Source organism: Pantoea osteomyelitidis, assembly GCF_044342975.1.
GTDB classification, from domain to species: domain Bacteria; phylum Pseudomonadota; class Gammaproteobacteria; order Enterobacterales; family Enterobacteriaceae; genus Pantoea; species Pantoea osteomyelitidis.
Genome location: NZ_JBGFSN010000004.1, coordinates 1701981 through 1714946 on the forward strand (window position 1 = coordinate 1701981; position 12966 = coordinate 1714946).

At 54.0% G+C, this 12966-nt stretch carries 12 protein-coding genes and 1 tRNA gene; 8 read left to right on the forward strand and 5 right to left on the reverse strand.

Going from position 1 to position 12966, the window contains the following annotated elements; all coding sequences use genetic code 11:
• Window positions 1–81 precede the first annotated feature (81 nt).
• The 3 genes from ABU178_RS13055 to ABU178_RS13065 all read left to right on the forward strand — a co-directional run bounded on the left by ABU178_RS13055 (window position 82) and on the right by ABU178_RS13065 (window position 2235).
• Window positions 82–309, forward strand: coding sequence for a YejL family protein (locus ABU178_RS13055; RefSeq protein WP_397215461.1), 228 nt, complete (start codon window positions 82–84; stop codon window positions 307–309).
• Between the two features lie 22 nt (window positions 310–331).
• Window positions 332–2086 carry an LPS biosynthesis-modulating metalloenzyme YejM gene (gene yejM / locus ABU178_RS13060; RefSeq protein WP_397215463.1) on the forward strand — a complete coding sequence of 585 codons (1755 nt, stop codon included), beginning with the start codon at window positions 332–334 and terminating at the stop codon, window positions 2084–2086.
• A gap of 72 nt (window positions 2087–2158) precedes the next feature.
• Window positions 2159–2235, forward strand: a tRNA-Pro gene (locus ABU178_RS13065).
• A gap of 337 nt (window positions 2236–2572) precedes the next feature.
• On the opposite strand, the gene ABU178_RS13070 is transcribed toward ABU178_RS13065, so the two are convergent.
• Entirely contained in the window at window positions 2573–2878 is a 306-nt protein-coding gene (locus ABU178_RS13070; protein ID WP_397215465.1) for a hypothetical protein, read from the reverse strand.
• A 546-nt stretch (window positions 2879–3424) separates the two neighbouring features.
• Here ABU178_RS13070 and ABU178_RS13075 point away from each other — a divergent pair.
• From ABU178_RS13075 to ABU178_RS13090, 4 genes are all read left to right on the forward strand, one after another.
• Complete coding sequence (locus ABU178_RS13075) at window positions 3425–3757, forward strand: hypothetical protein (RefSeq protein ID WP_397215467.1); 333 nt, start codon at window positions 3425–3427, stop codon at window positions 3755–3757.
• A 220-nt stretch (window positions 3758–3977) separates the two neighbouring features.
• Window positions 3978–6302 (forward strand): FdhF/YdeP family oxidoreductase, encoded by a 2325-nt coding sequence (locus tag ABU178_RS13080; RefSeq protein ID WP_397215469.1) that lies wholly within the window; start codon window positions 3978–3980, stop codon window positions 6300–6302.
• A 372-nt stretch (window positions 6303–6674) separates the two neighbouring features.
• Window positions 6675–6878, forward strand: coding sequence for a hypothetical protein (locus ABU178_RS13085; protein ID WP_397215470.1), 204 nt, complete (start codon window positions 6675–6677; stop codon window positions 6876–6878).
• 86 nt (window positions 6879–6964) lie between these two features.
• Window positions 6965–7714, forward strand: a complete 750-nt coding sequence (locus ABU178_RS13090; protein WP_397215472.1) for a 4'-phosphopantetheinyl transferase — start codon at window positions 6965–6967, stop codon at window positions 7712–7714.
• Between the two features lie 128 nt (window positions 7715–7842).
• Here ABU178_RS13090 and ABU178_RS13095 read toward each other — a convergent pair whose 3' ends face one another.
• The 3 genes from ABU178_RS13095 to apbE all read right to left on the reverse strand — a co-directional run bounded on the left by ABU178_RS13095 (window position 7843) and on the right by apbE (window position 11260).
• Window positions 7843–9495: a multidrug ABC transporter permease/ATP-binding protein gene (locus tag ABU178_RS13095; RefSeq protein ID WP_397215474.1), complete on the reverse strand. Its 1653-nt coding sequence runs from the start codon at window positions 9493–9495 to the stop codon at window positions 7843–7845.
• Window positions 9496–9590: 95 nt separating this feature from the next.
• Window positions 9591–10232 carry a DNA oxidative demethylase AlkB gene (alkB, locus tag ABU178_RS13100; protein ID WP_397215476.1) on the reverse strand — a complete coding sequence of 214 codons (642 nt, stop codon included), beginning with the start codon at window positions 10230–10232 and terminating at the stop codon, window positions 9591–9593.
• Window positions 10233–10246: 14 nt separating this feature from the next.
• Window positions 10247–11260, reverse strand: coding sequence for an FAD:protein FMN transferase ApbE (gene apbE / locus ABU178_RS13105; protein WP_397215478.1), 1014 nt, complete (start codon window positions 11258–11260; stop codon window positions 10247–10249).
• A 220-nt stretch (window positions 11261–11480) separates the two neighbouring features.
• On the opposite strand from apbE, the gene ABU178_RS13110 reads away from it, so the two are divergent.
• Window positions 11481–11630, forward strand: coding sequence for a hypothetical protein (locus ABU178_RS13110; RefSeq protein WP_397215480.1), 150 nt, complete (start codon window positions 11481–11483; stop codon window positions 11628–11630).
• Window positions 11631–11715: 85 nt separating this feature from the next.
• Here the strand turns inward: ABU178_RS13110 and ompC are convergent, their stop codons facing one another.
• Window positions 11716–12828, reverse strand: coding sequence for a porin OmpC (ompC, locus tag ABU178_RS13115; protein WP_397215482.1), 1113 nt, complete (start codon window positions 12826–12828; stop codon window positions 11716–11718).
• Window positions 12829–12966 lie beyond the last annotated feature (138 nt).

Genomic DNA, 12966 nt, shown 5'->3' on the forward strand with positions numbered 1-12966 from the left:
CGTACGCTTACGATAAAAGTGCAGAAAAAAGCGCGTTGTTACGGTAATATATCGTCTTTTGAAACTTGATTAGTTGACGATATGCCTCAATCATCCCGTTACAGTGACGAACGCGTGGAAAAACTCCTCGCGGAAATGGCCCGGATTCTGGAAAAGGATCAGGCGCCCACCGATCTTTCCCTGATGGTACTGGGAAACATGGTGACCAATTTGATTAACAGCAGCGTTGCCCCTGCTCAGCGCCGCACACTGGCCCGTTCTTTCGCTGAGGCGTTGCAGGCTTCGGTACGCGAAGACAATGCCCATTAATTTAGTGATCTGACCTCATAATATGGTAACCAACCGGCAGCGCTACCGTGAAAAAGTCTCCCAGATGATCAGCTGGGGACATTGGTTTGCCCTGTTCAATATCTTCTTTGCCTTGATTTTAGGCAGCCGCTACCTGCTGGTGGCTGACTGGCCCACTTCGCTGGCCGGTCGCCTTTATGCATACAGCAGTTGGATCGGCCATTTCAGCTTTATTGTTTTCGCCGCCTATCTGCTGGTAATTTTTCCCCTGACCTTTGTGGCGATGTCGCAGCGACTGCTACGCGTGTTTTCAGCCATTCTCGCCACCGTCGGCCTGACGCTGGTGATGGTGGACAGCGCTGTTTTCAACCGTTTTCACCTGCATCTTAACCCCATGGTTTGGGAGTTGGTGATCAACCCGGACCAGAGCGAAATGGCGCGCGACTGGCAGCTGATGTTTATCAGCGTGCCGGTGATTTTCCTGGTTGAGATGCTGGTGGCGACCTGGAGCTGGCAGAAGTTACGCAGCCTGAATCGCCGAAGTTTCGGCAAGCCGCTGGCGACGCTGTTTATCATCGCTTTCTTCGCCAGCCATCTGATGTACATCTGGGCGGACGCGAATTTTTATCGTCCCATTACCATGCAGCGCGCCAATCTGCCGCTCTCCTACCCGATGACGGCGCGCCGCTTTCTGGAGAAGCACGGTCTGCTGGATGCGCAGGAGTATCAGCGCCGTCTGGTGCAGCAAGGCGATCCGGAAGCGGTTTCGGTGCAGTATCCGCTGAGCGATATTACCTTTCGCGATGCCGGTACGCGGCATAACCTGCTGGTTATCACGGTGGATGGATTGAACAACGCCAGCGAGGAGAAAGCGCTGCCTTCGCTGTCGCAGTTTGCAGCGGATAACGTACGCTTTACTCAGCACTACAGCGCCGGCACCACGCCGGAAAGCGGGCTGTTCGGCCTGTTTTACGGCATCTCGTCCAGCTATATGAATGGCGTGCTGGCTGCGCGTATGCCTTCAACCTTGCTCAGCGCATTAAACGCTCAGGGTTACCAGTTTGGTCTCTTCTCCTCTGAAGGATTCAATCAACCTCTTTACCGTCAGGCGCTGCTGGCGGATTACACCCTGCCTGTAACCGGCAAGCAGTCGAACGCTGAAACCTTTACTCAGTGGCAAAACTGGCTCAACGGACGGAAAGCGGTTACCGCGCCCTGGTTCTCCTGGGTGGCGTTCAGCGGTGTTAACGTCAGCGGTGAGAGTGTTAAAACGCGTCAGCGCAGCTATTTGCGCCAGGCCGCCTCTCTTGATGAACAGATTCGCAACGTGCTGACAACGTTGCAGCAGCGTGATTTATTGAAAAGTACGGTGGTGGTGATTACGGCTCAGCGCGGCGTGACGCTGGACGAAAGCAGCGACAACGCGGGCAGCCGCACGGCGCTGCAGGTGCCGCTGGTGGTGCACTGGCCAAACACGCCTGCGCAGCGGGTGGATCGCCTGACGGATCATCAGGATGTGATGGTGACGCTGATGCAGCGCTTGCTGCATGTGCGTACCAATCCCGTTAACTATTCGCAGGGCGAAGATCTGTTTGCCGCTCAGCGCCGTCATAACTGGGTGGTCAGCAGCGAGGGCAATAAATTAGTGGTGACCACACCGCAAATCACGCTGGTGCTGGGTAATAGCGGCAACTACAAAGCGTATGATGTTGCCGGTAAGCCGTTGAAAGATCATAAGCCGCAGCTGGCGCTGCTGCTGCAGGTGCTTACGGAAGAGAAGCGATTTATCGCTAACTGATTAATAATAAGGCAGTTAGACGGTTAGCATCTTGCAATCTGACGAATAATCAGTAGTATATCCCTCCACGTTCGGCACGTAGCGCAGCCTGGTAGCGCACTGTCATGGGGTGTCAGGGGTCGGAGGTTCAAATCCTCTCGTGCCGACCAAAATTCCCTTTAAAAGCAGCCTGTTATGGCTGCTTTTTTATTTGAGCCAAATTTAACAGGCTGAACGTTCCCGGCTATGCCTGCCACCGGTAAATCATTACTTTTTATAGCCGGTAAGCCGGGAGTAAGCCCGAACGCCCCAACGGGTTACGGCGATGAGTACGATGAGCATAGTGATAAATTTAGAAATTAATTCCCTCCTTGACGCGCAAGCAAAGTCCATAACTAAAGCGCTTCGCAATAATGTAAAGGCCACAATAAATAATGCTAAGTAAGTTACATAGTAAAAAAAGGCTTTCATCAGTTATCCTGGAAAAGTGGTAATAGAATATGCCTTTTACCAAGTACATTGTCCGCCGAAGTCACTTGATGTCTTATTTCCACCACTATTACCTCCTTTACTAAAGCTATCGGAATTGCATTGACCGGCAATCATTCCGCCAACAACACCTACCGCCATACCTGCTGGTCCACCAAGACTTCCTGCTACAAGGCCTCCGAGTATGCCCGCGCCACATGAATTAACACCGCCATAAGCCCCACCTTTTCCTTTGTTAATCCCGCCAGATCCATTGCCAACATCGCGTCCATTGGCTCCTGCACCACTGACATTAATTAGATTAATTTCATCCATTACATTCATGACTGAATTCCTTAATAATATAAAATATACCACTACAAGTGGAATATTCATCGACACGCGCAAAATTTATTTATACATTATATAACCGAGAGAGCTGTGATATTAATCACAAATCATGCATCAAATAAAAACCAAAACCCTCTGAACTCTTCTAAGTAATTTCTTACAAAGAACACCACTCGTTAGTTAGTTATTATTTAAAGAAAAATTTTAACATTACTTATTATTAATGAAATTGACCCCTACCACAGGCCAGATAAAGATCATGAATTAATTTTCATACCTGGTTTTATTATTTATACGAATCGGCTGATGCTGCGCTCTGCTAACGATAGAGGATTGTACTACACAGACATCCCTAATATCACTAGTGATTTTTAACCAAAAAGAGTCTTATCCTACCCCTTCGCATCAAACCTGACTAAAATTGAGTAAGAAGCGAAAATAAATAACAGGCAAAGCACAGCGATAAGAAATTATGTTGATTAAACTCATGCTAACTGACACAAACAGAAAAGCGAAACACTCGAGCACAAGGAGATCAGCATGAGATGGATTTTGTTGGATACCGTAATCAGCCCGGAGACAGGCACCTCCTTCTCCCGGTTAAGCACAGCCAGAAACAATCAGCTTATCGTCTGGCATGCTTATAACCGGCATATTTGTCCGGGAAAAGATGTGATTTATCGCAGCGGTAAGGTCTGGGTAAAAGGCACAGGTAAAATTCATATCATTAAAGTCCTGAAGTCGGATATTTATACCCGAGAAGCATGGGAAAACCTGAAAAAATATTGCGGCTGCGATAAATATCTCAGGGGCGAAGGCTGCACCTATATTCATCATTGTGTTATCTCCTGGTGTCCACTGGAATATCGCTGAAATTTCCTCTCTGATATTCAATCAGGCACGCCGTGCGAGACAAACAACAGAACGCTATCCGCACAGGCACATTTTTCAGCCGGAGCAGGCGCAAAATTATATGCAGCGCGGTAACATTCTGAGCACAAAAAAACGCATTTTTTTTCATATCTCCCGCTCTCCCTCTCGTCAGGCTGGCCTACGCTTTTAGGACTGTGCCTTAAACATGTTGTGGAGACGTATGAAACATCAGAATAAAAACATTGGCATTGCCCCCTATGGCGGTTCAGCGGGCGGCTGGGGTGCGTTGAAGGCGGTGGCTGATGCAATACGTGGTCAGATGTCCGTGAAGCAGGATGTGATTGCTCTGTTTAAAGTCAACCAGCCGCAGGGATTCGACTGTCCTGGCTGCGCATGGCCCGATCCGCAGCACGCCTCTTCCTTTGAGTTTTGTGAAAACGGCGCGAAAGCGGTGTCGTGGGAAGCGACCAGCAAGCGCACCACACCAGAATTCTTTGCCGCGCATACCGTCAGCGAACTCTGGCAGCGCAACGCGTTTGAGCTGGAGGGTGAAGGTCGGCTGACGCATCCGATGAAGTACGATGCGGCAACCGACACTTATCAACCCATCGAATGGGAAACCGCCTTTCGCGAGATTGGTGAAAAACTGCGTAGCTATGATGATCCCGACAGCGTGGAGTTCTATACCTCCGGCAGAGCCTCCAACGAGGCCGCTTTCCTGTGGCAGCTCTTCGCCCGCGAGTATGGTACCAACAATTTTCCTGACTGCTCCAATATGTGCCACGAGCCTACCAGCGTCGGTTTGCCGGTCTCGATCGGCGTCGGCAAAGGCACCGTTGAGCTGGAGGATTTCGACCACTGCGATCTGGTGCTCTGTATCGGCCATAACCCTGGCACCAACCATCCGCGGATGCTGGGTACGCTGCGTGAAGTCTCGAAGCGCGGCGCAACCATTGTGGCGATCAATCCGCTGCGCGAGCGTGGCCTGGAGCGCTTCACCTCGCCGCAAAGCCCGATTGAGATGCTGTCCCTCAGCTCTACCGAACTGGCCTCGACCTATTACAAGGTGCGCGTCGGCGGCGACGCCGCGATGCTGAAAGGGGTGATGAAGGTTCTGCTGACGCTGCATGACAAGGCGCTGGAGGCGGGCGAAGCGCCGGTGCTGGATGAAGCCTTTATCCATGAGCACACCGAGGGCTTCGCGGCGCTGAAGGCGGATCTGGAGGCGACCAGCTGGGAGCATATTTTCAAGGTGTCCGGCATGGAGTATGAAGAGATCCAGAACATTGCCCGCCTTTACGCCTCCTCGGAAAGAACCATTATCTGTTACGGCATGGGCATTACCCAGCATCAATACGGGACGCAAAACGTTCAGCAGATCGCGAATCTGCTGTTGATGCGCGGCAACATCGGCAAACGCGGAGCCGGTATTTGCCCGTTGCGCGGCCACTCAAACGTGCAGGGCGATCGCACCGTAGGTATTACGGAAATCCCTTCTGATACCCTGCTGGATAGCATTGAGAAAGTGTTCGGCTTTAAGCCGCCGCGCAAACATGGGCATGGCGCGGTTGCCGCCATCCAGGCAATACGCGACGGCCACTCGAAAGCGCTGCTTTGCCTCGGCGGCAACCTGGCGGAAGCGATCTCCGATCCGCAGGTCACTTTTGAAGCGATGCGCAAGCTTGATCTGGTGGTGCATATGGCGACCAAGCTCAACCGTTCTCACCTGCTGCTGGGCAAGCATAACTATCTGCTGCCGGTGCTGGGGCGCACCGAAACGGATCGGCAAGCCTCTGGCGAGCAGAGCGTAACCGTTGAGGATTCGATGTCGATGGTGCATGCCTCACGCGGCATGCTGAAGCCCGCCTCAAACTGGTTAAAATCGGAGCCTGCGCTGGTGGCCGGTCTGGCAAAAGCGACCCTGCCGAACAGTAAGGTGGAATGGGATAAGATGATCGGCGATTACAGCTTTATTCGTGACGCCATCGAAGCCGTGTTCCCCGCCTTTAAAAATTTCAATGAGCGTATCCAGAACCCAGGCGGCTTTCGTCTGTATAACGCCGCCTCTGAACGCGTCTGGCTGACGCCGGGCGGCAAGGCGCAGTTTATGGTAATGGAGGGCATCAATGAAGATCCCCGCTCGCTGAAGTGTCACGATCTGGTGCTGACCACCTTGCGCAGCCATGACCAGTACAACACCACGTTGTATGGCTTAAATGACCGCTATCGCGGCGTGACCGGACGGCGCGATGTGCTGTTTATCAATGCTGATGAGGCGGAGAAGCGTCAGCTGCGCTCAGGCGATAAGGTCAACATGGTTGCGCTTGATCCCCAAGGGCAGGCCACTTCGCGCCGGTTAGATAATCTCACTTTGGTGATTTATGACATGGCACCGGGATCGGTCGCCGCCTACTATCCGGAAGCCAATGTGATGGTGCCGCTTGACAGTCATGACACGCAAAGCGGGATCCCTGCTTATAAAAGCATTCCTATTTTGCTTGAGCCTTGCGAAATGCCGGTTGAAACCTCAGGCGCGCTGCGCTAATGACAACCACTGGCCGCAAAATCAGCAGCATGGTCTATACTTTTTACTGTTAACGGGCAACAAGAGGAGACATCAGTGTATCAAGTGGAAAAAGACGATCCGAATGAAGCACCGGAATCAGGCGATAAAAAGCCTGGACCAGACAAGAAATAGTGAAAAAAGAGAGGTCGCTACGGCGACCTTTCTGTTACCTGTATACCGCCTCCGACATCACTCTGATAATATTTGCTATAACAACAGCTTACTTTGTGCAGCCACAGCGACTTTCCATCACACTTTTTGCATCGCAACGCTAACCTTCATTAAACTGCAACAAATTTGTCACAGAATTAACTTAATCTGATGCTTCCCGTTTCATGATGGAAAACCTTTATGGTTACCAAAGCGAAAAATCTGAAGGATGCCGAGGATCTGCTTCATTCAGGTATCAGCAAAGTTGAACTGGCCTACAACATCGGCAGCGATGATTTCTTTCATCTCGCCACGCACTGGTGCGATCGCGGTGCAAAAATCAGCAAGGGCCACCGGCACTTTATTGTGTCGCAAAAAGGCTTTGCGATTCCGCCTAACGACTGAGCGATTGGGCAGGGATAGCCCACTAAACTTGCCCTTGCGCATGCCGACTGGTTAAATGCTTTTTTCCCCTGACCAAAGCCGTGCATGTGTTTGAATTTGATTCCGTTCCCACTCCAGCCACAGACGGGTTTATCACCGCTCTGGAAATGGGCGTCAGCGACCCGCTGATTGGCTGCTGTCGTTTCGATCTTCGACGTTTTGATGATGCGCTCAGCGAAACGCTGGCGCTGCCCTTTCCTGCGCGCCTGGGCCAGGCGGTGAAGAAGCGTCGCGCTGAGTATCTCGCCAGTCGGCTTCTTGCCCGTGAGGTGATGCAGCGTCTCGGCCATCATCAGTTTATTCTCAACAACGCTCCGGATCGTTCCCCTTGCTGGCCTGACGGCATCGCCGCCTCGCTTTCCCACAGCGACGGCATTGCGGTGCTGGCGGCAACGCCGCAGCCGCTCTGCCTCGGTATTGATGTCGAGCGGATCATGAAGGCGGAAACCGCAGGGGAGACGGCAGATATTTTAATGACGCGTGCTGAAAAGCAGCGTCTGCTGGCGCTGCCGCTCTGCTTTGCCGACGCCGCCACCCTGCTCTTTTCGCTCAAAGAGAGTCTTTATAAAGCGCTCTGGCCGGTGCTGCACCAGCCAATGGATTTTCAGCAGGCGGCGCTGGTTGAGGTGGATCTTCTCAGCCAGCGGGCGTGGCTATCCTTAACGCATCGCTTCAGCGACGCGTTTCCCGTGGGAACGCTGCTGGAGGCCCGCTTTCACTACAAGCAGGATCAGGTGCTGACGCTGGTCACTCATCAAGTTAACGGCAATAAAAAACCGGCTCAAAAAGTAACCTGAGCCGGTAATAACACAAGACGAAAGAATCATTCCAGGGAGGCAGAAACTGCGTTTCTGCCGTGACTAAAGGTAGCGCGTCCGCCGAAACCTGACCAATAACGCTTTTCGCTAAGCTTTGCCAACTGGCGTCAATAAGCGCTTTCGGTACGTTTGACCGCGTCCAGCGTCGCCATTTCGCGTTCGGTGCCGGTCAGCTCGCTGAGCTGTCCGTCGCGCATCTCCAGCAGCCGATCAGCATGGATAAAGTAGTGATCGTCATGGCTGATGGCGAACACGGTTTTACCCGTTTCCTGCAGCCAGGGCAGGATTTCGCGATAAAACACGCGGCGGAAATGGGGATCCTGATCGGCAGCCCACTCATCCAGCAGCAGGATGTCGCGCTCTTCCGCCGCCGCCAGCAGCAGCGCCAGGCGCTTGCTCTGCCCTTTCGACAATTGCAGATTGAGCACGCGATTCCCTTCCAGCTTCAGCTTATCCTGCATTTTCAGCCGATCCAGCCACTGCTGAACCAGCGCAGGGTTAGCGGGCTGGCCTTGACGCCCGATCAGACGATCGAACAGGTGCACGTCGGTGAACACGGCGGAGAAATGTTTGCGGTAAGCATCGAGATGCTGCCAGTCGAGCGGTTCGCCATCGAGCAGCAGCGTGCCGGACTGCGGCTGGTAAAGACCGGTCAGCAGCATCGCCAGCGTCGACTTCCCGCTGCCGTTGCCGCCAATCAGGAACACCAGTTCGCCCCGGCGCAGCGTAAGGTTGATCGGTCCCACGGTAAAGCCGTGCTCGCCATAATGAAACGTGACATCGCGCAGCTCCAGGGTTTGCCAGGGCTTCACCGGCGGCAGCGAGCTGAACTCTGGCTGGTATTCCGCCAGATGAAAAGCGTTCAGCTTGCGAAAGGCGACCTGCGCGCTCAGCAGAGTGGGCAGCGCGCCGACCGCCGCCAGCAGCGGCGTACGCAGAAACAGCAGCGTCAGGGAGTAAGTGGCCGCCACGGCGGTATTGGCCCAGCCGAGGTTATTAGCCATAAAAAACACCATGCCGATCGCCCCGAGCATCATGATATTGGACCAGTTCACCGCGCTCAGGTGAAAGGTATCGGCGCGCACGATGTGATGACGATAGCTGCTGGCATCTTCCTGATAAACGGTGTCGTAAATCAGCTGGGCGCGCTCACGATTGAGCTGCAGCTCTTTGCGCCCTTCGATAATTGTCTGGTAATCGCGATAAAGGTTATCTTCCACTTCGCGCAGTTTCGCCATGTGCTGATAAACACGCGACACCAGCAGCCAGCCGCCGATCAGCGTCACTGCGATCCAGAGCGCGGTGATCAGCAGCATTTTCGGCGACAGCCAGGCGAGATAAGCGGCCGAGCCGAGGGTGATAATAATCCCCTGGATCAGTTCCGGCAGACGCACAAAGGCGATGGTAATGGCGCGAATGTCGCTGGTGAGTCCGGCCAACAGCTGAGCGCTGCCAACCTGCTCAATGCGCTCGATATGGGTATCCATGATGCGCTTGATAAACTCACCGCGCAGCCGCCAGACAAAATGATGACCCAGCAGCGTCAGCGCCAGCTGCGAACCCAGCGTCACCGCCATCAGCAAAAACAGCTGCAGCAAAAATTCCGGCAGCACGGCGAATGAAGTATTCACCGCAACGATCAGTTCACGGTTGATGAAGGCAATGATGCCAATGCCCAGCGCCGCGCTGAGCAGCGTTAAAAAAATTACGCTAAGAAACGGCCAGCGGTACTGGCGGAAAACAACGTTAAGCAACGTCATGGAAAATTCCGGGTGTTAACAAAACAGCCTGCAGTTTAATGCGATACGTAATGATAGCAATAATAATTCTCATATTGCTGGCGATAGCCAGCCGCTTAAAAGGCGCGGCGAAAGGTCAAATTATAACGATAAGCGCCGACCAGCGGATGTACTCCCGCCTTCAGCGGCAGAATGCCATGATAGCGCAGACGCGACGGGCCGCCCCACACCACGATATCCCCATGTTCCAGCAGTATGCGCTGCGTCGCGTCGCCGCGCTCAAAGCCGCCAAACTGGAATACCGCCGGTAAGCCGAGCGACACCGAGACAATGGGCTGACGTAGATCCTTCTCATCTTTGTCCTGATGCAGCGACAGTTTGGCGCCCGGCTCGTAACGGTTAATCAAACAGGCGTCCGGGTTGAACTGCGTGAATCCCGCTTCCCGCGCCGCCTCCAGCGCCAGCTGGCGAAAAACAGTCGGCATTGCGGGCCATTTGTGGCCGCTACTCTCATCCTCTTCGCTGTAGCGATAGCCGCGCGCATTGCTCGACCAGCCAAAATCGCCGCAGTTGGTCATCGCCACCGACATGCGATGGCCGCCCGGCGTAATGCGGTGGTAAAAAGGATTCTGCGCGGCCACAGCCAAAATTTCGGTAAGCAGCGCCGCGCCCTGCTCACGTGCGCGGCGGCGCAAAATCACCGCCCCTTCCGCCAGCGGCTCCTGCCAGGGCGCTTCATCGTTGAACAGATCGAGCATTCTCTCTCCTCCGCTTATTCTTTAATCAGAAAGGCGGCAAACTGCGGCGACATCCAGCTGACAAACTCATCGCCCTGTTTGCTGACCAGATAGACCGCCAGCTTCTCTTTCAAGGCCAGCGCTCTGGCTTTTTCCGTGCCCAACACCATCAGGCCCGTATCCCAGCCGTCCGCCTCCAGCGCCGTGGTGGCGATCACCGTCGCCGATACCAGTTTGTGCGCAATCGGCCGCCCGCTGACCGGATCGATAACGTGGGAAATCCGTTTGCCGTCCAGTTCATAATAGTTGCGGTAGCTGCCGGAGGTGCTGATTCCGTGCCCCTGTAGATCGACCCGCGCCTGCACGGCGTTTTCACGATCGGTCGGCTTCTGGATCGCCACGCGCCACGGCTGGTTCTCCCCATTGTGTCCGCGACTCAGCACCGCGCCGCCCACCGAAACCAGATAGTTATTGATCCCCTCCTGCTCCATCAGACGCGCCAGATGATCGGTGGCGTAGCCTTCGCCCATCGTCGAGAGATCGACATAGAGCCCCGGCAGATCCTTTTGCAGCCACTGGCCGTCAACGCCCTGGATCACGCGCAGATGCTGCAACCCGGTTTGCGCTTTGGCGGCGGCAATTTGCGCTGCATCCGGCGTATGGGCTGGCGGCTTCGCCGGGCCGAATCCCCACAGGTTTACCAGCGGCCCAACGGTAATATCCATTGCGCCTGCGGTTTTCTCGCCTATACGCAGGGATTCAGTGACGATGTCGGCCATATCGGCGCTGATCGGCTGCGGTGCCGTGCCCTGATAGCGATTAAAACGCGACAGCACCGAGTCCGGTTTCCAGGTGGAAAGCGTCTTGTCATCATTGTCGAGCTGCTGCTGAATACGCTGCTGAAGCTGGCTTTTGCGACTGCTGTCGACGTTTGCCAGGCTGACGCGCCAGACAGTGCCCATGGTTTTTCCTTCCAGCACCAGCGCTGATGCGGGCGGTTTGTCGCAGCCGCCAAGCGTCGCCACCACCGCCAGAACGGCAAACCTCATCCACTTTACACCCATCTTTTTCCTCATCGATCGCTAGTCTGTTGCCGGGCGTAAGCCGGGTAACGCCTCATTATTCGGTGCACCAAAAGCGTTCAGCTGCACCAGGCTGAGGCGAGCGCAGTGTAGCAAACTCAGCGGAAAATCCGTGGCTGTCAGAGCGATCGGGATGGCATGAATTCTGCACAATTGAGGTGTGGTTTAAATTTTAATGAGGTGTGAAATGGAAAAGTCAAAATCGCAACTGTCGCGTTGGCAGCACTGGCTAAGCTTTTCTGCCTTTACGTTGGCTGGCGTGGCGATGGAAGGTAGCGTGCCGCCGAAAACCGGTAATTCGCTTCCCAAAGCGAAAAAATGGCGATCGCAAAAGTAGCCGTACAGCCAGGCTGGCGGCTAACGCCACAAACGGCGGCGTTAATAAAAACGGGAGCGTAGCCGACGGCCACGCTCCCCTGCACTCAGAACTGGTAAACCAGGCCCAGCGCCACTACGTCGTCGGTGTTGATGCCAGCCGCGTCGGTGAACTCGTTGTCATCCAGCATGTTGATCTGGTAGTCAACATAGGTGGACATGTTTTTGTTGAAGTAGTAGGTCGCGCCTACATCAACATATTTTTTCAGATTCTGTTTGCCATAATTCTGAACATCGGTCGCACGCGAGGTCACGAATGCCAAAGACGGACGCAGGCCGAAGTCAAACTGATATTGAGCGACCAGTTCCCAGTTATCCGATTTGTCAGCGTAGCCATAGGCGGCTGAGCTGCTGGAACCAAAACGGTTGGCGTTGTAGCCACGGCTGTACATCGCCGCCAGATAGATGTTGTTAGCATCATATTTCAGAGCGCCTGTGTAGACTGCCGCTTTATCGCCACGGCCCAGAATGCCGGGCGCATCGCCGTTCTGATCGTTGGTACGATCGGACTGGAACATCGCCGCGCCTACGCTTACGCCTGAATCGTTGATATCATAAGTAGTGCTCAGACCCCAGCCGTCGCCATTCTGACCCAGTACGTCGCGGCCATTAGGTGACTCTTCGCTATTGCCGTTTTTGCCCTGATACTGCACGGCGAAATCCCAACCGTCCACCAGGCCAAAGAAGCCGGTGTTACGGTAGGTCGCCAGGCCGTTAGCGCGCTGGAACATGAAGTTATCCGCACCGTAGGTATCGCCGCCGAACTCCGGCAATACGTCAGTCCAGGCGCCAACGTCATAGGCCACGCCGTAGTTACGTCCGTAATCGAAGGAGCTGCCGTCGCTGAGCTTGATACCGGCGAAGCCCACACGGGTAAAGCTGTTAGCCGTGCCTTCTGACTCTGCGTTGTTCAGCGCAGCCTGATACTCCCACTGGCCATAGCCGGTGAGTTGATCGGTAACCTGAGTTTCACCTTTGAAGCCGAAGCGAACATAAGACTGATCGCCATCAGCACCATCATTATCGGAAAAATAGTGCAGAGCATCTACTTTGCCGTAGAGATCTAATTTGTTGCCGTCTTTATTATAGATTTCGGCTGCGCTTGCGGAGCCTGCGACGAGCAATGCAGGTACAACCAGGGAGAGAACGCGAAGTTTCATTTTATTACCCTCTGTTATGTGCCTTATATTTGCCACTGCGTGCTGAATAGTTAAGATTCAGCCGGCACCTCATTGTTAATTTAAGAAAGGCAATAAGCTATCACGAATATGCTACGAAATTTCCAAAAGTGTTTCATT

Bases quoted from the DNA above. Each gene is read 5' to 3' on its own strand.
- ABU178_RS13055 (WP_397215461.1), top strand. From the start codon at position 82: ATGCCTCAATCATCCCGTTACAGTGACGAACGCGTGGAAAAACTCCTC.
- yejM (WP_397215463.1), top strand. From the start codon at position 332: ATGGTAACCAACCGGCAGCGCTACCGTGAAAAAGTCTCCCAGATGATC.
- ABU178_RS13070 (WP_397215465.1), bottom strand. From the start codon at position 2,878: ATGAATGTAATGGATGAAATTAATCTAATTAATGTCAGTGGTGCAGGA.
- ABU178_RS13075 (WP_397215467.1), top strand. From the start codon at position 3,425: ATGAGATGGATTTTGTTGGATACCGTAATCAGCCCGGAGACAGGCACC.
- ABU178_RS13080 (WP_397215469.1), top strand. From the start codon at position 3,978: ATGAAACATCAGAATAAAAACATTGGCATTGCCCCCTATGGCGGTTCA.
- ABU178_RS13085 (WP_397215470.1), top strand. From the start codon at position 6,675: ATGGTTACCAAAGCGAAAAATCTGAAGGATGCCGAGGATCTGCTTCAT.
- ABU178_RS13095 (WP_397215474.1), bottom strand. From the start codon at position 9,495: ATGACGTTGCTTAACGTTGTTTTCCGCCAGTACCGCTGGCCGTTTCTT.
- alkB (WP_397215476.1), bottom strand. From the start codon at position 10,232: ATGCTCGATCTGTTCAACGATGAAGCGCCCTGGCAGGAGCCGCTGGCG.
- apbE (WP_397215478.1), bottom strand. From the start codon at position 11,260: ATGAGGTTTGCCGTTCTGGCGGTGGTGGCGACGCTTGGCGGCTGCGAC.
- ABU178_RS13110 (WP_397215480.1), top strand. From the start codon at position 11,481: ATGGAAAAGTCAAAATCGCAACTGTCGCGTTGGCAGCACTGGCTAAGC.
- ompC (WP_397215482.1), bottom strand. From the start codon at position 12,828: ATGAAACTTCGCGTTCTCTCCCTGGTTGTACCTGCATTGCTCGTCGCA.